Annotated in this window: 12 protein-coding genes; 6 read left to right on the top strand and 6 right to left on the bottom strand. The window is 65.6% G+C overall.

Translation table 11 applies throughout. From position 1 onward, the window contains the following. The first annotated feature begins 199 nt into the window (after positions 1–199). The 5 genes from GR316_RS08700 (at position 200) to GR316_RS08680 (ending at position 6,877) form a co-directional block, all read left to right on the top strand. On the top strand, positions 200–1,651 hold the full coding sequence (locus tag GR316_RS08700) for a polysaccharide lyase family 7 protein (RefSeq protein WP_211783554.1): 1,452 nt from the start codon (positions 200–202) through the stop codon (positions 1,649–1,651). 113 nt (positions 1,652–1,764) lie between these two features. Continuing rightward, the gene (locus GR316_RS08695; protein WP_211783553.1) at positions 1,765–2,745 is read left to right on the top strand and encodes an aldo/keto reductase; all 981 of its coding nucleotides are present in this window, start codon (positions 1,765–1,767) and stop codon (positions 2,743–2,745) included. A 138-nt stretch (positions 2,746–2,883) separates the two neighbouring features. Then, positions 2,884–3,777, top strand: a complete 894-nt coding sequence (locus tag GR316_RS08690) for a glycosyltransferase family 2 protein (RefSeq protein WP_211783552.1) — start codon at positions 2,884–2,886, stop codon at positions 3,775–3,777. 272 nt (positions 3,778–4,049) lie between these two features. Next, positions 4,050–5,912 carry a polysaccharide pyruvyl transferase family protein gene (locus GR316_RS08685; protein ID WP_249218843.1) on the top strand — a complete coding sequence of 621 codons (1,863 nt, stop codon included), beginning with the start codon at positions 4,050–4,052 and terminating at the stop codon, positions 5,910–5,912. Between the two features lie 89 nt (positions 5,913–6,001). Further along, positions 6,002–6,877, top strand: a complete 876-nt coding sequence (locus GR316_RS08680) for a Stf0 family sulfotransferase (RefSeq protein WP_211783550.1) — start codon at positions 6,002–6,004, stop codon at positions 6,875–6,877. Here the strand turns inward: GR316_RS08680 and GR316_RS08675 are convergent, their stop codons facing one another. The 6 genes from GR316_RS08675 to GR316_RS08650 all read right to left on the bottom strand — a co-directional run bounded on the left by GR316_RS08675 (position 6,878) and on the right by GR316_RS08650 (position 16,376). After that, positions 6,878–9,877, bottom strand: a complete 3,000-nt coding sequence (locus tag GR316_RS08675) for a glycosyltransferase (RefSeq protein ID WP_211783549.1) — start codon at positions 9,875–9,877, stop codon at positions 6,878–6,880. 32 nt (positions 9,878–9,909) lie between these two features. Then, a complete protein-coding gene (locus tag GR316_RS08670) occupies positions 9,910–10,257 on the bottom strand; it encodes a hypothetical protein (protein WP_211783548.1) in 348 nt (115 codons plus the stop codon). 2 nt (positions 10,258–10,259) lie between these two features. After that, positions 10,260–12,290: a glycosyltransferase family 2 protein gene (locus GR316_RS08665; RefSeq protein ID WP_211783547.1), complete on the bottom strand. Its 2,031-nt coding sequence runs from the start codon at positions 12,288–12,290 to the stop codon at positions 10,260–10,262. A gap of 175 nt (positions 12,291–12,465) precedes the next feature. Beyond that, a complete protein-coding gene (locus GR316_RS08660) occupies positions 12,466–13,350 on the bottom strand; it encodes a CobW family GTP-binding protein (protein WP_211783546.1) in 885 nt (294 codons plus the stop codon). Further along, complete coding sequence (locus GR316_RS08655) at positions 13,350–14,987, bottom strand: amidohydrolase (RefSeq protein WP_211783545.1); 1,638 nt, start codon at positions 14,985–14,987, stop codon at positions 13,350–13,352. The genes GR316_RS08660 and GR316_RS08655 overlap by 1 nt, the downstream gene beginning before the upstream one ends. A gap of 15 nt (positions 14,988–15,002) precedes the next feature. Then, entirely contained in the window at positions 15,003–16,376 is a 1,374-nt protein-coding gene (locus tag GR316_RS08650) for an aminotransferase family protein (RefSeq protein ID WP_211783544.1), read from the bottom strand. A 209-nt stretch (positions 16,377–16,585) separates the two neighbouring features. On the opposite strand from GR316_RS08650, the gene pdxR reads away from it, so the two are divergent. Continuing rightward, entirely contained in the window at positions 16,586–18,034 is a 1,449-nt protein-coding gene (gene pdxR, locus GR316_RS08645; RefSeq protein ID WP_211783543.1) for a MocR-like pyridoxine biosynthesis transcription factor PdxR, read from the top strand. The last annotated feature ends 32 nt before the right edge of the window (positions 18,035–18,066 follow it).

The raw sequence follows: 18,066 nt of genomic DNA, 5'->3' as shown, positions 1-18,066 counted from the left end.
CCTTTCGCATGCCGGACGCCCCAGCACGGGGCGTCCGGTCCCCTGCCGGCAGTGACGTGACGACACGAGGTTGTCAGACATGACATACGGTCTGGACAAGTGGTTCAAACCATAGCTTGATCTGCGGGCGCTTCTGGGAGGGAGCGCCTGACGGGCCGATGATCATCGGCCATATCGAACATGTGGGAGGAGTAAGCTCATGTTCACCGATCACCGAATGAAGTTGATCGCCATCGGCGCGGCACTGCTGTGCGGAACGGCCCCGGCGGCCGTCCTTGCTGCGGAATGCACGAACGCCTCGCAATTGGCGATCGCAAGCGCGTCCGATGACGGCATGTATGATGACATCTACGCCCCCGCTCTGGCCATCGACGGCAAGTTCCAGCCCGATTCCCGATGGTCCTCGGAGGGGGCCGGCAAGCAGTTGGTGCTGGATATGGGATCGTCCCAGACGGTCAGCGGCATCGGCCTTGCGTGGTACAAGGGCGACGAGCGTAAATCCACCTATGGGGTGGAGGTTTCGGCCGATGGCGACAGCTGGACGCCCGTGATCGCGGATGCGCAGAGCGGCGGCACCACATCGGCCATCGAGCGCACCGATTTCGATCCGGTCGAGGCGCGCTATGTCCGCGTCACGGGGCAGGGCAACGAAGCGGGCGGCTGGAACAGCCTTCTGGAAGTGCAGCTCTTCGGCTGCGGTTCGGCCGAGATCGCGGCGACGGGCGACGGATCGGATGTCGCGAGCGCGGCGGGCAAGGGCATCCACGGCCTGCGCACCGACGCCCCGCCCAGCGAGAACTTCGATCTGAGCATGTGGAAGCTGACGCTTCCGGCCGATCTCGACAACGATGGCAAGGTCGATGAGGTCGAGGAGAACCAGCTTCAGGGTTGGTCGGACGAGCGCTTCTTCTACACCGATCCGGCGACGGGCGGGATGGTCTTCCGCACCGTGCCGAGCGGGACGACGACCTCCGGTTCGCACTATGCCCGGTCCGAACTGCGCGAGATGATCCGCGCGGGCGATACCAGCATCTCCACCCGCAACGATGACGGCACGCCGAACAAGAACAACTGGGTCTTCTCCTCCGCGCCGCAGGATGCGCAGGACATGGCGGGCGGCGTCGACGGCACCCTGAAGGCGACGCTGTCGGTGAACCGCGTCACGCGCACGGGCGAGTCCGGCAAGGTGGGCCGCGTCATCATCGGCCAGATCCACGCCAAGGACGACGAGCCGATCCGCCTCTATTACCGCAAGCTGCCGACGAACAAATACGGCTCCATCTACTATGCCCACGAACCCGTGGGTCAGGACGATCAGTATGTGGAGATCATCGGCGATCGCAGCAGCAATGCCGACAACCCCGATGACGGGATCGCGCTGGACGAGACCTTCTCCTACGAGATCAAGGTCGATTCCGAAGAGCGGGACGGCGTGATCCACCCGATGCTGCACGTCTCCATTACGCGCGACGACGGCACCGTGGTCGAGGCCAAGCCCTATGACATGACCGACAGCGGTTATTCGAACGGCACGGACTTCATGTACTTCAAGGCCGGTGCCTATTCGCAGAACAACTCCATCACGGAATCGCCCGATCGCGATTTCGATCAGGTGACGTTCTATAAGCTGGAGGCCACGCACGGGAAATGACCCGCGCCGCGCGGTGCCGGGCCGGGTCCGGCACCACCCCCTAGGATGACGGGCGGGCGCGGAACATGCCGCGCCCGTCTGCATTCCGATGACACATGACGGAAGGCAGGAAGATGATGGACACATTCGGCAAGACCGACCTTGCGACGACGAAGATCGTCTATGGCTGCATGGGCGGCGCGGGCGCCTTCGGCCCGCAGGAAGAGCGCGATTCCATCGAGGCGCTGCGCGCGGCCCATGAGGTCGGCATCAATTTCTTCGACACGGCCGAGGTTTACGGCAACGGCTATTCGGAGCAGCTGTTGCGCGCGGCATTGGGCGGGCAGCGCAAGGAGATCGTGATCTCCTCCAAGGTGGCGGGCAAGCATCTGGCACCGGCCGATGTGATGACGGCCTGCGAGGGCAGCCTGAAGAACCTCGGCACCGATTACATCGACCTCTACATGCTGCACTGGCCCAACCGGGATGTGCCGCTGGAGGACAGCATCGGCGCGCTTCAGCGCCTGAAGGAGCAGGGGAAGATCCGCTGGTACGGCGTCTCGAATTTCGGCCGCGAGGATCTGACCGAAGCGTTGGCGCTTGGCGACATCGCGGTGGATCAGCTGCCTTATCACCTCTTCTTCCGCGCGATCGAGCATGAGGTGCAGCCGATCTGCGAGGCGGCGGAGGTTCCGATCATGTGCTATTCGTCGTTGATGCAGGGGCTTCTGGCCGGCAAATACCGTAAGCTGGACGATTTCCCGGTGGAGCGGGCGCGCACGCGCATGTTCGATCATCGCAAATGGCCGGAGGCGACCCATTCCGAACACGGCGCCGAGGATGCGGGGCAGGAGCTTCTGAACGCGCTGTGGCGGATGGTGGAAGAGACCGGCATCTCGATGGAGGAACTGGCGATCGGCTGGCTGAAATCGCGCCCCGCGGTGGGCGGCGTGATCGTCGGCACGCGCAACGGCGCGCAGAGCCGCGGTCTGGGCAAGCTTCTGGACATCACGCTGGCGCCGGAGATCCTGACCGCCCTTGACGAGGCCTCCGACCGCCTGAAGCACGAACTTGGCACCGATATCGACATGTGGGGCAAAGGCCGGACCCGCTGAGGCGCGATGCTTTGATATGGGCGGTGACGGTGCTAAAACGGGCCGTCACCGCCATGGAGTTTCGGAATGCGAACGGTCCTCATCTGCACGGTCAAGGACGAGGGTCCGTATATTCTGGAATGGGTCGCCTATCACAGGATGATCGGTTTCGACCACATCATCATGTATCAGAACGATTCGACGGATGGCACGGACGGCATTCTGAAGGAATTGAACCGTATTGGGGCGGTGAAGTATTTCTACAACCGCGCCAAGCGCGGGGCGCATCAGATCCGGGCGTACAAGCGGGCCGCTCGGCAGCCCGAATACCTCGAATCCGATTGGGCCATGGCGCTCGATATCGACGAATTCTTGCTGGTGAAGGCCGGGGCAGGCAAGGTTCAGGACCTGATCGCGGAATGCCCGGACAGCGACTGTATCTATGTCCAGTGGAAGACGTTCGGAAATGCCGGCCTGATCGAGTTGGAGAACGACCTCGTCATACATAGGTTCAGACGTTCCGAGGCGCCAAAGCATGGCCCAAACGCGTTCGGCACCTTCAAATCCCTGTTCCGGCAAAGCGCCTTCGATCACCCCGGTATCCATAAGCCGGCTCAAAGCGGTGGCTCCGACGGACGACGCATCAAGAACGGATCCGGGCTCGATACTGCCGGTTTCGCTCTCAAGAAGTGCCAATGCACGGATCCCGGTGGCATGAAGCTGGCCCAGATCAATCATTATATCGTCCGAGACGTCGAAAGCTTCCTTCTGAAGAACGCGCGCGGCAGTGCCCATCAGGCGGATCGGGATCTTGGCCGCGACTACTGGCGCAAGCGCAACCGGAACCATGTCGTGAACGATGGGATGGATGTTCATGTGGAGGCGACGCGGCGGGAGGTGGACAACCTCAACCGCATGTCGGGTGGAACGCTGAAGAGGCTGACCGCCGAAGCGTATGAGCGTCACAAGGACAGGGTGCGTGACCTCATGGGCGGCCCGGCGCGCGAACTCTACGATTACTGTGTCGGAGATGCGCGCACGCAGCAGGGCTGAGCGGCTGCGGATCGTCGTCGCACGGCGTGTCGGCATCCCTGTCCGCCAAGGCGCTCGGCGGCCCTGAAACGGGGCGCGCATGCTCAGGCATTTGCCTGATTCGGTCAATGCGACCAAATTCATTAACGGACGTTAATAAGTGTTGCTTGCCAGCCAGACTCAACTCATGATTGCAGCTGGGGTGGACTTAGAGGGCGTAGATCAACATGCTGCTAAAGTATTGGCAACAGTTCGGGCGTGGAGAGTCCACGCAGGTACCGCAACCCGTGCAGATGGTCGAGGCGGATGCCGCCACGCCGCCCCCGCCGCTGACGCTCATCAGCTTCTACACGACGGGCGGATATTACGAAGAACGCGCCGAGGAACTGCGGGCGCAGTGCGCACGTCTGGGCCTTGCCTGCGACATCCAGCCGATCACACTCGACGAGAACGAGAACTGGGTCTCGATCTGCCGCCGCAAGGTCGGCTTCTGGCGCGAGATGCTGCACAAGCACCAAGCGCCGATCATGTGGGTCGATGTGGACGCGGTCTTGATGAAGAACCCCGACGATCTGGGGGATGGCGCCTATGACATCGCGATCTTCCCGCGCAACTTCAAATACATGCCGCAATACAACCTCTCGACGTTGGCGCGGACGTTCCACCCCGGTTACATCTTGTTCCGCTACACGCCTGCGACGATCCAGTTCCTCGACGATGCGGTGGCGCTGGAGAAATCCGAAGAGGGCGATTTCACCGACGATTTCGTGCTGGAGCAGGCGTTCCGCACCTCCGAGGCGCAGCCGCGCATCCTGCTGCTGTCGCCCCGCGACATCCTGAAACCGAACGAAGCCGACCGCCCCGATGCCCTGTTCCGCCACGGCGACAGCGGCAACGTGAAGGATCACAAGGGCAAGGTGCGCCAGCATGTGCCGCGCGCGCTGGAGCCGGACAGCCAGAAGATGGTCGTGAACGAGTTGATCGCGGCCGCCTCCAAGGCCGGGAAGCGCGATCAGGTGATCTTCCTGCTGCGCTATCTCGTGTCCATCGATGGGACGGACATCACGAGCTATGTCAAACTGCTCGACATCCTGAAGCGCGCCAAGGACGAGGCCGGCATCGCCGCCGAGATGAAGCGCGGGCGCAGCGTGCCGACCCTTGCCCCCTATGCCATGCGGTTCGCGCTGATGCGCGCGCTCGACGCCGGCAAATGGGACGAGGCCGATGCGCTGGTGGCCGAGATCGAGGCGACGGGCGATGCGAAGGTCACGGCCTTCGCCCACAGCCGCAGCTTCCGCCACTCGCTCGATCGCCGCGCCGAAGCTGCGGGCATCCCCGACGATCGGCGCGTGAAGCTGTTCTGGTGGGAAGAGCCGCATCCGGGCAACCTCGGCGATATCGTCAATCCCTACATCGTGGAGAAGATGACGGGCGTGCCGCCCAAATTCGCCCCGCGCGGCGAAGGGATGTGCGCCATCGGATCGGTCATCAAGTTCGCAAAGGCCGGCACGCCGGTCTGGGGTTCGGGCTCTCCGCATGCGGATGACACGCTGGCGCCCGACGCCGTCTATCACAGCGTGCGCGGCCCGATGACGCGCGATCTGGTGCTGCGCAACGGCGGCACCTGCCCCGAGGTCTATGGCGATGCGGCGTGGTTCCTGCCGATCCTCTACCGCCCCGAGGTTCCCAAGACCCACAAGACCGGGCTGATCCTGCACTTCACGCATGAGGATGCACCGCTCGACATCGATCCGTCGATCCGCCGCATCGACATCCGCCGCCTTGGCTACGATCAGATCGAAGCGTTCCTGACCGAGATGCTGAGCTGCGAGCGCATCGTGTCCAGCTCGTTGCACGGCGTCATCATCGCGCAGGCCTACGGCATCCCGGCGTGCCTTGCCACGGTGACGAATGCGCGCCAGCAGATCCACGGCGATGGCATCAAGTTCCAGGATTACTACGCGTCGGTGGGCGTCGACACGCCGCCCGTCCCGCTCGATCTGGGCCAGCTGGATCATATCGGGGATGACAGCTTCACGCCGTCCATGTTCACCCCGATCGGCAAGCGCATCAACCTGACCTCCCTGATCGAGGCCGCGCCCTTCGCGACGCTGCCCGAGGTCACGGAAAAGGCTGTGATCTTCGACCGCGCCTGATCCCCATGATTGCCAAAGGCACATGGGTCACTAAGTACGGGGGGTGAGCCGGTAAATCCGGCTCCCCCTCGCACCGAAACAGGAAGTGAATGTCGGATCCACGCGAACGCAAGAGCAGTGTCTATTTGCCAACTGTGGGGTCCGATTTCGATTTCCCTCGGCGGCCGCCCGGAACGTCGCCGAGCCACAAGCTGGTCTTCGCGACGCTTCCCCGAAGCGGCAGCCATTTCATCTGCCAGAAGTTCTTCACGAGCGGGCGCGCCGGTCTGCCGCTGGAATACTTCAATCCCGCCCATTGGAACCGCTGGCGCGTGCGCGTCGCAGCCGAGGCGGCGGGCCAATCGGCAAGCGATGCCAGCTATCTCGGCGAATGGGCGACGCTGGCCGATACCGAAACGCCGCGGGCAAGCACCGCGCATACGCTGGACGCGCTGGTGCGCCGGCGCACGGGGCCGAACGGCTGCTTTTCGGTGAAGATGCACTATTCCAACGTGGCGCATCTGCGCACCATCGTGTCCGATGCGTGGCTGCGCGAGGCGCATTGGGTTCGGATCGACCGGCTCGACATCATCGCGCAGGCGGTCTCGTTGGAGATCGCGGTGCAGACCGGATCGTGGATCTTCACGCAGAAGGTCTGGCGCCAGCCGACCTATGATTACACCGCGCTCCGCCGCCGCTTGATCCGCCTTCTGCGCGAGCGTCATTCGTGGAGCCGGTTCTTCCGCGAGCATGGGATCACGCCGCATATCCTGTGCTACGAGCATTTCGCGACCGATCCCGCCGGGCATGTCGCAGCCATCCTCGACAAGGTGGGGCTGCGGGAAAGCGCGCTGCCGCCGGATGTGAAGCTGCCGCATATCCCCGACATCCAAAGCCAGTCGAGCACGGTCAACGCCCTGTGGTCCGAACGGCTGGCCGACGATCTGGGGCGGGAGGCCGACAAGCTGTCGGCCCTTGCCTCCTGATCAGAGCCTTGCGCGGAAATCCGGCGTCACCGTGAAGGGGGCGGCATCCGCAAGGCGCTTCAGATCGAAGGGCCGCGTCGGCGCATGGGTGCACAGGGCGGCCAGCGCCGCGTCGATGCGCGGCACCGAGGCGAGGTCGAAGGGAACGGGCTCCGGCATCCCGACGCTCAGCGCGTAATCGGCGAATTTCATCCCGTCGCCGTGGATCTGCCGCCCCGATGCGCTGTCGACGGCCCACGCGGCCGGAATGCCGTAGGCCTGCGCGATGATCAGCCCGTGGAGCGAGGTGGAGATGATCGCCTCGCAGGCGTTCATCTCTTCGAGGAAAGCCTCGATCTCGGCCACCGAGCCGCGGATGATACCGATGGAGCGGACATCGGGCGCGATGTCCAACGCCCGCGTTTCATGGGTGAAATGGCGGATCAGACCAAGCCGGTGGGTCTTGGCCACGTCGCGGCAGGGATGGATATGCGGCAGGAACCATGCCGGATCGCCGTAGACCTCGGGGCAGGCGGCACCGGCCTTCAGCACCATGTCGCGCGTCAGCGGGCCGCGCACGGCGCGATATTGCGCCCGCGGGTCCAGTTCCTGAAGCTGCGCCGCCGCGCCCGAACCCCAGATCGTATCGCCCGCGCGCCCGAACCGGATGATGGACCCGATCGACAAAACGCGCGGAGAGGCCTTGCTGTAGCGCGGGGGGATGCCGGTCATCCCCTCGACGACATAGGGGCCGATGATGTCGCCGAGATTGCCGGGAAAGGGCTGTTCCCACCACATCATGGGAACGCGGTCCTCGTCGGGGATGCCGCGGGCGGCGGCCCTCCGATCGAAGCCGTGGCGATAGGCGCGGCTCTGGGCAAAAGCCGCGTCCTCCGGGGTGCCGGTGGCGATCAACGTCGCGCCGGTCTTCTCGGCATCCTCCCACAAACCAGCGCCATAAAGCCGGTCGAGATCGGCCCGCAGGGCGGCCCCGCGCAGGGCCGGGTCCTTCTTGGCGCGGTTGAAGTGGAAGGCGTATTTCTTGGCTTCTCCTAGCCGATCATAGACGTTCAGAAGGCGCGTCAGCGCCTCGGTATCGCCGGGCGCGATCTGCCGGATGCGTTTGTAGAAAGACGCGGCATCCCGCAATTCGCCCCGCTTCATCGCGGTCTGCGCACCGTCGCGCAGCACCGGAAGCTGGCGTTCGGGCGATAGGGCTTCGGATAGATGCTGCGCCGCCGTCCGTGCCGCGTTGGCGACATTGCCGCTGTCGGTGTGCTGGAAGACGGCGGCACCGCTTGACTCCGCCTCTTGGGTGGTGGTCACGGCGGCGGGCGGGAACAGCGTGAAGGTCAGCGCGCCGTCGAAGCTGCTCAGCGCTTCCTGAAGAACCCAGTCATCGGTGGCATTGTCCGGGGCGGCGGCGTCCACGGATTCGAGATGGGCGAAGAAGCGGTCGATCACCGTGCCCATCCCGAAGCGCAGATAGCCCGGATGCAGCAGCCGTGCGAACTGCGCCGGATCGAAGCCCATGAGGTAGTGGAAATTGCGCAGGAACGCCCCGATGCCGTCGTCGTTCCCGGTGCCGAGGGCGCGCGGATCGCCGACAAGCTGGGAATCGGCGTCGATCCAGAAGATCGGACGCCCGTGGCGGCGGTGCTGCGCGATCTGATAGGCGATCTTCTTGCGGCAGATCCGCGTCCAGTCGATCCCGGCATCGGGCGTGAATTCGCAGATCTGGTAATCCACGCCGAACCGCTCCAACTGCCGTGACAGACGTTCGGCGCAGGCGCGGTAAAAGGGGGCGCCCGCGAAGAAGCTGATGAAGAGCGGCAAGGATGGGTCCGTCAGCCGCGCGAAGATCGGTTGGAACACGCCCGCCGGTGCCGCCCCATCCGCCCATGACGACAAGGGGCCGCCCTGTTGCGCCGCATGCATGCGGCCCGCATCCTGCAGATCGAAGCGCCCGGTCGGGCTGCGCAGGATGCGGCGATCCTCCACCTCGTAGGGGTCTGCGGCGCTGCGGATGCGGCGCAGGCGGTCGGCCCCGGCAAGGAAGGCCCCGACGATATCGGCCCGGCTCGGAACCTGGCCCGCAGCAAGGCGCGCCACGACATCGTCCATGGGGGAGAGGAAGAGATACGCCCCGTCCGCCGCATCCGGCAAATCGAGCGCTTCGGACGGCGCCTCCTCGGTCTGGGGGGCGGAATGCGGCGCGAAATGCGCGATATAGGCCTCGGTCTTGCGGGCGAGTTCCGCCTCCGGCGCGATGCCATGGCTTAGGAGGAGGGCGCTGTTCTTGTCATAGACCCGGCGGTTCGCCTCCTCCACGAGATCGCGGCCGGTGCGGGTGAAGGATTGGAAATAGATCACATCCTCGGCCTGCGGGGCGGCGGGGTCCGCAGGATCGGCGGTCTGCACATGGCCGCCCGCACCCAGAAAGCGTAGAAGGAAATCCAGATCCTCCGCCCAGTTGAGCGCGGGGTCGAACCCGGCCAGCTGGAAGGAGGCCGTCGGCCCGGCCAGCGTCTGAAGCTGCAAGGTGCGCGGCCCCCGCGCCGTGTCGTAGAGGTCCGCCACCGATGCCACGGCGCGTGCGGGCATGGGGGTGCGGGCGCTGATCCGGCGCGCTTGGCACAAGGTATAGGGCGTCGTCAAAAGCCACGGGCCGCGCGCGGTATCGGCCTTGGCCAGCGCGTGGCGCAGGCGGCGGATGCGGTCCGGGCCGAACAGATCGTCGATATCGAGCCATGCCGCATGCTCGGTCTTCACGGCGTCCAGCCCGCTTCGACGGGCAGCGCCGCGCCCCCGGTTTTCGGCATGGGTCACGATCGTGCACCCTATGCCGGCGCGTTTGAGCGTTTCGGCGGCGCGGCAAAGCTCGGCGGCGGTGCCGTCGCGCGATCCATCATCCACGAAGACCACCGCCTCGGGCCGGTCGCTCTGCGCCAGAATCACGTCCCGGAACTGCGCGACCAGACTGGCCGAATGAAAGACGGGGACGATGACGGTCAGCGACATGATATACCTTGGGGGGGAGGGAGTGGGGGCCGTCAGGGCCGGTCTGCCTGCAAGGCAGCGATGCGCTGTTTCAGCGCCTCCACCTCGGCCTCGCAGCGCGCCTTTGCGGCCTTTTCGGCGGCAAGGCTCGTCTTCAGCGCGTCGCATTCGGCCCGCAGCTTGGCAAGGGCCTTGTCCGTCTCGCCCGCCTTCTTCGCCGCCGCCAGTCGGCGGGTCAGGTGCGCGGTTTCCTTGAAGCGCGCCTCGGCGTCTTCCTTTGCGGCGGCCTGAAGGCTCAGAAGGTTTTGAACCTCGGTCTGCACTTCGCAGATGCGCAGATCGCGGGCGATCAGCGCGCGCAGAAGGCTGTGCCGGTCATCATGCGCGGTGGTGTCGGACATCGTCAGCCCTCCTCGTTCTGCTCGGGGGTGATGGGGGCATCCTCCCATTCGGGGGTGCAGCTCCAAGAACGCTCAACCCAGCCGGCCGCGACATCGCGGGGCGGGGTATCGTCCGCATCCGGCAGGTCGATCACCCGGACATGGCCCGGCGTCACCGAGGGCATGTAGCGCTGCGTATCCTTCAGCACGTTCGCGTCGATGACGAACAGCGTCTCGCAGCGCACCGCCTCGCCGAAGGACAGGATCCGGACGCCGCGCGCCCAAGCCTCGGCCCGCAGGTCGGTGGCGATCCGCGTGCTCTGCACGCCCGTGGCGCGGTAGCGATTCAACTCGAACATCCCCACGGTCCGTCCGGCCGCCTGATGCCGGGCGATCAGGTCCAGCACGATCCTGACGCTGGCACTGCCGGTCCGCAGATCGCCCGCGATCACGACATCGAGGTGCCCCGCTTCGGACAGACGCTCCGCCCGGTCGGCCCGCATGACGACGGGAACGGGGAAGGGACGGACGCGCCAGTCGTTGCCGAAGCGCAGATCGGCCCCCTCTTGATGCCGATAATGGCTCTGCGCATGCAGGTATTCGCGCCGGACCCCCATGAAGAACCCGTTCACCCCAAGGACCGCATCGGCGATGATCGAGGTCGCGGAATCCCTTTGGAAGGACAGCGGGCCGGTTTCGAGGAAAGTGACGCTCTCCTTGCCGAAGACGCGCTGCATGCGCCGGATCAACTCGTTATCCGCCGAAAATCGAACGCTGTCCCAATAGCCCAAGGCGTCGCGCATGCGCGGGGCGTGGAACATGAACGAAGAGGTGTTCGGAATGATGAACACACCCTCGCCCGCCCAGCGGCTGAAGGTCAGGTCGGACATCGCCCGCGCCTGTTCGCTCAGGCATCCGACCACGTCGGGATGGGCCAGAAGATGGCGGATCTGGGTTTCGATCTTTGCCGGATGCGACCAGTCATCGGCGTCGTGCAGGGTGATATACTCGCCCGTCGCCTCGTCCAGCCCGCGATTGCGCGCGACATAGGCGCCGCGGTTCTCCTCCATCCGGATGTAGCGGATGCGGGGGTCTTCGGCGGCGAAACGTTCGGCCACCTCCCGCGTGCCGGGCGTGGGGGAACAGTCGTCGAGCACGAGGATCTCGAGATTGCGCCATGTCTGTTCCTGAAGCGAGCGCAGCGCCGAAGGCAGGGTATCGGCCGCGTCATAGGCCGCGATCAGGACCGTCACCTTCGGCCCATCCCCGACGGCCGGATGCGCATCCCCCGTCATACGATCATAGAGCGGCTGGTCCGCGTTCCCGCCAAGCGCCACCGGCGCGATGCCGTAATGGCCCAGCACCGCATTGATGAGCGTGAGCCGCATCTCGGGGTCGGTCTCGATGTTCGTACGGGCCAGCAGCATGTCCGGCCCCACCTCTCCGGCCAAGGCGGCGCGCTCGTAGCAGGCCCGCGCACCCGCATCATCGCCCAGATGGTGGTGGCACAGCAGTTCCAGCACGGACAGCTTGCTGCGAAAGCCGTGATCGCGCGCATCCGCCCGCGCCGCCGCCAGATGGGTGAGGGCGGCGGCGTATCCCTCCTGCGACTTCTGCCGCATCTCCCACATCGCCAATTCCCGCGAGGCCAGCGCGCGCGTGTCCGGCACCTTGGCATGCTGAACCGCGTTCCGAAGGTCCGTCAGCGGCGGTTCGGTAAAGCCCAGAGAAAGCAGCTTCGTGCGCAGCGTCGCCATATGCCGCAGCCCTGCCGCGCGTGGGGGCTTGGTTGCGGATGTTTGCCCCGAAAGGATGTGATGGACCAGGGGGTTGAGGCCGCTCTCCGCCGCGCCGGGCGCGTTGCGCAGGTAATATTTCGTATCGAAGGCCTTGCCCGGATTCCGGCCCATGGCCGCGCCGTGATCGAAGTAATGCACCGCCGGGTCCAGCCGCAGCAGGGCCACATCGCGATAGGTCTCCCGATACCAGTCGGGATCCATCAGCTCCGAAGCCCGGATCATCTGAAGCTGCTCGGTGCGGGTCGGTAAGGTCATCTGGATCGGTATCAGCCTTTGTGCAGCGCAGAACGCGGGTGTGGATGTACCCGAGTCTTAAGGGCAGTCACCTTTCGACGAAAGACTGGAGTTCGCGCCACCCATCCTGCACGGGAAAGGTGACGGTGCGGTATCGGCCCGCAAGGGACGATGCGGCGGCATCGGCGATGCGGAATCAGGAAACGCGCCCCAATCGGCCAAGCGTCTCTGCGGCGAAATCCTGCGCGGTGCCGATGCAGACGAGGCCCGCCGCCGCCTCCTTCGCCGGCGAGGTGCGCCACCGGCGGCCGACGATCTGAACGAGGTGAGTGCCCCCGTCCAAGGCCTGCACATAGCCTTTGGCGCGAATCACTCCGAAGGATCCGGTGGCCAGTTCCCGGGCCAGAGCGTCCGGATCGCCGGGCGGAGGGGTCAGGGTGCAACTGCGGAACGCGTCCGCATGGCCGTGATCGAGCCGGTGCCCCCGGCGCGGGACCGGCAGGGCACCCAGCAAGGCCGATGGCGGCACCGCGGCCTCGCGGGCCTGCAAGACCCGCGCATCGGTCACGTCGCCAAGCCAAATACGGGTCTGTGCCAACGCGCTCGGCTCCACCAGATCGCATTTGTTGAGAACGAGGATATCCGCCTGCATCAACTGGGCGCGTACGGTGTCGGCAACATAGCCATCGGTGGCCAGATCGCGCACCCTCTCGGCGTCGGCCAGCGTTACGACGCCGTCAAGGCGCATGCCCTCCGTCATCTCCACCATGAAGGCGACGCTGCCGGGCAGGGCCACGCCGGAACATTCGATCAAGACATGGTCCGGCGCGGGGGAGAGGGCGCCAAGGCGCATCAGCGCGCTGGAGAGATCGCCGCCGAAACTGCAACAGACGCAGCCCCCGGAAAGCGAGATCACGCCGTCCTCCTCGGCCTCGATCAGGTCCGCATCGATCGGCAGCGCGCCGAAATCATTCACCAACACGGCCAGACGAAGCCCATCGGCGTTGCGCAGCACATGATTGACGAGCGTGGTCTTCCCGGCGCCGAGATAGCCGCCGAGGATCGTCACCGGAAGCCGCATCAGACGTCGGCCGCGGCAAAGACACGCCCGCCCTGAACCGTGCCCCAGACGCCGACATCCTTGAGATCCTCCGGCGCCACCTCGGTGGGATCGGCCTCGAGGATGGCGAAATCCGCGCGCTTTCCCGTTTCGATCGAGCCGATCATGTGGTCCATCTTCAGCGTCACGGCCGCCCCCATCGTGATGGCGTAAAGCGCCTCGGGGACCGTGATCGCCTCATGTGCGCCCTGAAGGCGCCCCGACGCCGTAAGGCGCGTGACGGCGGCCCATGCGGTGAAGAGGGGGCCGAGGGGGGTCACCGGCGCGTCGGAATGGATCGCCAGCGGCAGGCCGTTCGCGAGTGCGGTGCGGGTGGCGTTCATGCGCATCGCGCGTTCCGGCCCGACGGTGTAGCGGTAATGTTCGTCGCCCCAATAATAGTGGTGATTGGCGAAGAGATTGACGCACATGCCGAGCCGCCCCATGCGGCGGAACTGATCGCCGCCAGCCAATTGGCAATGCTGCAAGGTGAAGCGGTGATCGCGCACGGGCACCTGTGCCAATGCCGCCTCCAGCTTTTCGATTGCCAGTTCGGTGGCCTCGTCGCCATTGGTGTGCGTGTGCACCAGAACCCCGGCCTTCAGCGCCCGCTCGTAGATCTCCAGAAGCTGCTCCGGGGCGACATACCAAAGGCCGTTCGGCGCTCCGTTGTAATAGCCCGGCGCGCGCAGGCGTGCGGTGAAGCCCTGAATGGAGCCGTCCGCCACGACCTTGATCCGGCCAAGATCGAGCCGGTCCGTGCTGCGCGCCTTGCTGGAGACGACGAAGTTCACCAGATTTTCCGGTGTCATGCCCAGCATGATGCGGAACGGCACGATGCAGACGGGAAAATCCGCCGCGCCCGTGACGGCCAGCATGTCGGATATGATCGCATCGTCCAGCATGCGGGCCAAGTCGGTCGAGGTGGTGACCCCCGCGCGGACGCAAAGCCGGCCGTAGGATTTCAGCCCGCTGGCATCCCCCTCCATCAGGTCGTGCTCGATGCCGTTGCGCGCCATCGCCGGGCCCATCACCTCGGGGCTGCGCAATTCGCCCATGGGCAGCCCGTCATCGCCAAGCGGAATGCCGGGATGGTTCAGCCCGCCGCGGAGCAATCCCGCATGATCGAGCGCGGCGGTGTTGGCGTTGACGATATGCCCGGAGGCGTTCATCACCAAGATCCGGTGGCGCGCCGAGGCCGCGTCGAGATCGGCGCGCGTCAGCCGCACGTTGTCCATATAGATCGGGTCCAGCCCCCAGCCGAGGACCAGATCGCCTTCGGGCACCCCGGCGCAGGCTTCGGCCAGTCGCGCCACCACCGCATCGCGGTCCTTGAGCCCCGGCCAGACGGTGCCATCCGGATCGGCGCGGTCGAAATAGCCGAGATAGCAATAATCCCACAGGCTTCCGGCCGAGGTATGCGCATGACCCTCGACGAAGCCCGGCATCAGCACCTTATCGGCGAAGCGTTCGTCGAGGACGTGATCGCCCCAGCCTGCCAGCTCCTCCAGCGTGCCTGCGCCCAGCACCTTGCCGTCGCGCACCGCGACATGGCTGGCCACCGGGTTGGAGGGGTTCATCGTCAGGATCTTTGCGGCGCGGTAGATTGTCGTCGTCATCTTCGAGATGTCCCTTCAGCCCAGAACCGTGGCCAAGGCCCGGTCGATCGTATCGGAAATCATATCCACCTGATCCGCCGTCACCGTAAGCGCGGGCGAGAGGCAGAGCGTGTTGTTCAGGCCCGGCAGGCTGCGATTGGTCATCCCGAGGATCACGCCGCGGCGATCGCATTCGGCGACGACTGCGGCGACGGACTTTTCATCGAGGGGCGCACGCGTCGCCCGGTCGGCTACCAGTTCCAGACCGCAGAACAGCCCCTTGCCCCGCGCCTCGCCCGCGGCGGCATGTTTCTCCGTCAGGGCCTGCAGATGCCCCAGCAGCCGATCGCCCATGGTCAGCGTGTTCTGCAGCAGACCCTCGTCCTCGATGATCCGCAGATTCTCGAGCGCGGCGGCGGGCCCCGCCGTGCAGCCGCCGAAGGTGGAGATGTCGCGGAAATGATCCAGCGGGTCGGCCGCATCCCCCTTGAAGAGGTCGAACACCGCCTCGGTGGTGACGCAGCACGAAATCGCCGCATAGCCCGAGGCGACCCCCTTGGCCATGGTCACGAAGTCCGGCTCGATCCCGTAGTTCTGATAGCCGAACCACGTCCCGGTCCGGCCCACGCCGCAGACCACTTCGTCGATATGCAGCAGGATATCGTATTTGCGGCAGATCTCCTGCACCCGCGGCCAATACCCTTCGGGGGGCACGATGACGCCGCCGCCTGCGGTGATCGGCTCGAGGCAAAGGGCCCCCACGGTGTCGGGGCCTTCGCGCAGGATCACCTCTTCGATCGCATCCGCCGCGCGGCGGCCATAGGCCTCGCCCGAAAGGTCCCATTGGGCGCGGTATTCGAGGCAATGCGGCACCTCGACGAAACCGGGGGTCAGCGGACCGTACTGCATATGGCGTTCCGGCTGGCCGCAGGCCGACAGCGTGCCGAGGGTGGTGCCGTGATAGTCGCGTTCGCGGAACAGGATCTTGTGCTTTCGTCCGCCATGCCGCTTGTGCGCGATCTGGCGCACCATCTTGAACGCCTTCTCGTTGGCCTCGCTGCCCGAATTGGCATAGTAGACCCGGCTCATCCCCGGCATCTTCGTCAGCAGCCGTTCGGCGAACAGCGCCCCGGGGACCGATCCGGCGCTGCCGGCGAAATAATTCATCCGGATCAATTGATCCCGCACCGCATTGGCGATGCTTTCGCGGCCATAGCCGACATTGACCGTCCAGACCCCGCCCGACACCGCGTCCGTGAACTCCCGGCCGTTCTGATCCCAGACCGACAGGCCACGCCCTTCGACGATGATCCGCGGATCCTTCGACGCGAATCCCGCATGCTGGACCATGTGGTGCCAAACGTGGCTCCTGTCCGCCTCGACCACTGCGGTCAGATCGTTGTCATACATCGCGCAACCTCCTGAGTTCCGGCAACCCAAGCGCGTCTGCGGCGGTTCGGACAGGGCCAGCATTGCGCAACACATGGGGCCACACCGCGCAAATGTGCGGAAAAATGCGGCAATCGAGGCCTTCGCGGCCGTTTCCCCTGCCGGAAACGTTGAGGGGCGCGCCACGCTGGCCCAAGCTGACCCCAACTGGCCCCTGATATGAGCGTCCCATGCTGACCCCGATCGCCCGCGACAGTTCCGACCCCATACAGGCGCAGTTGCGGCGGTCCATCGTAGAGGCGATTCACGCGGGGCAGATGATGTCCGGGCAAAAGATGCTGCCGTCCCGGCGGCTGGCCGAACAGCTTGGGATCGCGCGCAACACGGTTTCGGCCGTCTATGAGGAACTGGTGGCCCGCGGCTATCTGAACGCGGTGCCGCGCCGGGGGTATTTCGTGGGCGAGGCCCGGGAGGCCGCGAACGATCCGATGCCCGTCCCGGACGCTGCGGACCGGCGCCCGGCGATCGATTGGGCGGCGCGGCTCAAGCAACGCCCGTCGCAGCTGCGCCATATCATCAAGCCGTCGAACTGGCAGGATTACGAATATCCCTTCGTCTATGGTCAGGTCGATCCGCGATTGTTTCCGATCAACACATGGCGGGCCTGTTCGCGGGACGCTCTGGGCCGCTCGGCGATCGACTGGTGGACCGCCGACCGCGCGGTGGAGGATGATCCGCTTCTGATCGAGCAGATCCGCACCCAGATCCTGCCGCAGCGGGGTGTCTTCGCCCGCCCCGAGGAAATCCTGATCACGCTCGGCACGCAGGAGGGGCTGTACCTGCTGTCGCGCCTTCTGGCCCGTCCGGGAACGCGTGTCGGGGCCGAAATGCCCGGCTATCCCGATGCGCGCAACATCTTCGCCGCCGATGGTGCCGAGATCGTCGATCTGCCGGTGGATGCCGATGGGGCGCGGACCGATCTTGCCGGGCCGTTGGACATCGCCATCCTGACGCCGGTGAACCACTGCCCGACCATGGTGCAGATGTCCGCCGCGCGCCGAACCGCGATCCTTGCGCGGGCGAAGCGGGACGGAACGCTGCTGATCGAGGATGATTACGACGGCGAAACCGCCTTCGCGTCGGATGGCAGCACGCTCAAATCGCTCGATACCGAGGGGCGGGTGGCCTATCTCGGCACATTGTCCAAGGTGCTGTCTCCGGGCGTGCGCCTTGGGTTCATGGTGGCGGATGCCCCCCTGATCGAAGAGGCCCGCTGGCTGCGGCGCCTCATTCATCGCTCGGCACCGCTCAACAATCAGCGTACGGCGGCGATCTTTCTGGCCGAGGGGCATTACTTCGCCCTCGTCCGGCAGTTGCGCAGCGCCTTGCAGCATCGGTTCGAAAAGATCGTCGCCGGGTGCGAAACGCATCTGCCGGCGTTCCGGATGAGCCATGGCGGGGGCGGCTCGTCGGTCTGGCTCGAATGTCCGGCGGGGATGGACGCGCGCCGTCTTTGGCAGGCCGCGGCGGAGCGCAGCGTTCTGACCGAAAGCGGCGATCCTTTCGTGCCCGAAGATCATGCCGGGCGGTTCCTGCGCCTTGGCATGTCCTATATCGACGATCGGCGGATCGACCGCGGGCTGCGCCTTCTGGGCGAAGCGGCCGCCAGCCTGCGTTAACCTCTGGCCCAAGCCGCAGGGCGGTGTTGGCC

The sequence above is a fragment of the Falsirhodobacter algicola genome (genome assembly GCF_018279165.1).
Classification (GTDB): Bacteria; Pseudomonadota; Alphaproteobacteria; order Rhodobacterales; family Rhodobacteraceae; genus Falsirhodobacter; species Falsirhodobacter algicola.
This window is presented reverse-complemented; position numbering and strand designations above follow the sequence as displayed.

Excerpts from the sequence above, each read along its gene's own strand:
- GR316_RS08700 (WP_211783554.1), top strand. The coding sequence starts at position 200 with ATGTTCACCGATCACCGAATGAAGTTGATCGCCATCGGCGCGGCACTG.
- GR316_RS08695 (WP_211783553.1), top strand. The coding sequence starts at position 1,765 with ATGATGGACACATTCGGCAAGACCGACCTTGCGACGACGAAGATCGTC.
- GR316_RS08690 (WP_211783552.1), top strand. The coding sequence starts at position 2,884 with ATGATCGGTTTCGACCACATCATCATGTATCAGAACGATTCGACGGAT.
- GR316_RS08685 (WP_249218843.1), top strand. The coding sequence starts at position 4,050 with ATGGTCGAGGCGGATGCCGCCACGCCGCCCCCGCCGCTGACGCTCATC.
- GR316_RS08680 (WP_211783550.1), top strand. The coding sequence starts at position 6,002 with ATGTCGGATCCACGCGAACGCAAGAGCAGTGTCTATTTGCCAACTGTG.
- GR316_RS08675 (WP_211783549.1), bottom strand. The coding sequence starts at position 9,877 with ATGTCGCTGACCGTCATCGTCCCCGTCTTTCATTCGGCCAGTCTGGTC.
- GR316_RS08670 (WP_211783548.1), bottom strand. The coding sequence starts at position 10,257 with ATGTCCGACACCACCGCGCATGATGACCGGCACAGCCTTCTGCGCGCG.
- GR316_RS08665 (WP_211783547.1), bottom strand. The coding sequence starts at position 12,290 with ATGACCTTACCGACCCGCACCGAGCAGCTTCAGATGATCCGGGCTTCG.
- GR316_RS08660 (WP_211783546.1), bottom strand. The coding sequence starts at position 13,350 with ATGCGGCTTCCGGTGACGATCCTCGGCGGCTATCTCGGCGCCGGGAAG.
- GR316_RS08655 (WP_211783545.1), bottom strand. The coding sequence starts at position 14,987 with ATGACGACGACAATCTACCGCGCCGCAAAGATCCTGACGATGAACCCC.
- GR316_RS08650 (WP_211783544.1), bottom strand. The coding sequence starts at position 16,376 with ATGTATGACAACGATCTGACCGCAGTGGTCGAGGCGGACAGGAGCCAC.
- pdxR (WP_211783543.1), top strand. The coding sequence starts at position 16,586 with ATGCTGACCCCGATCGCCCGCGACAGTTCCGACCCCATACAGGCGCAG.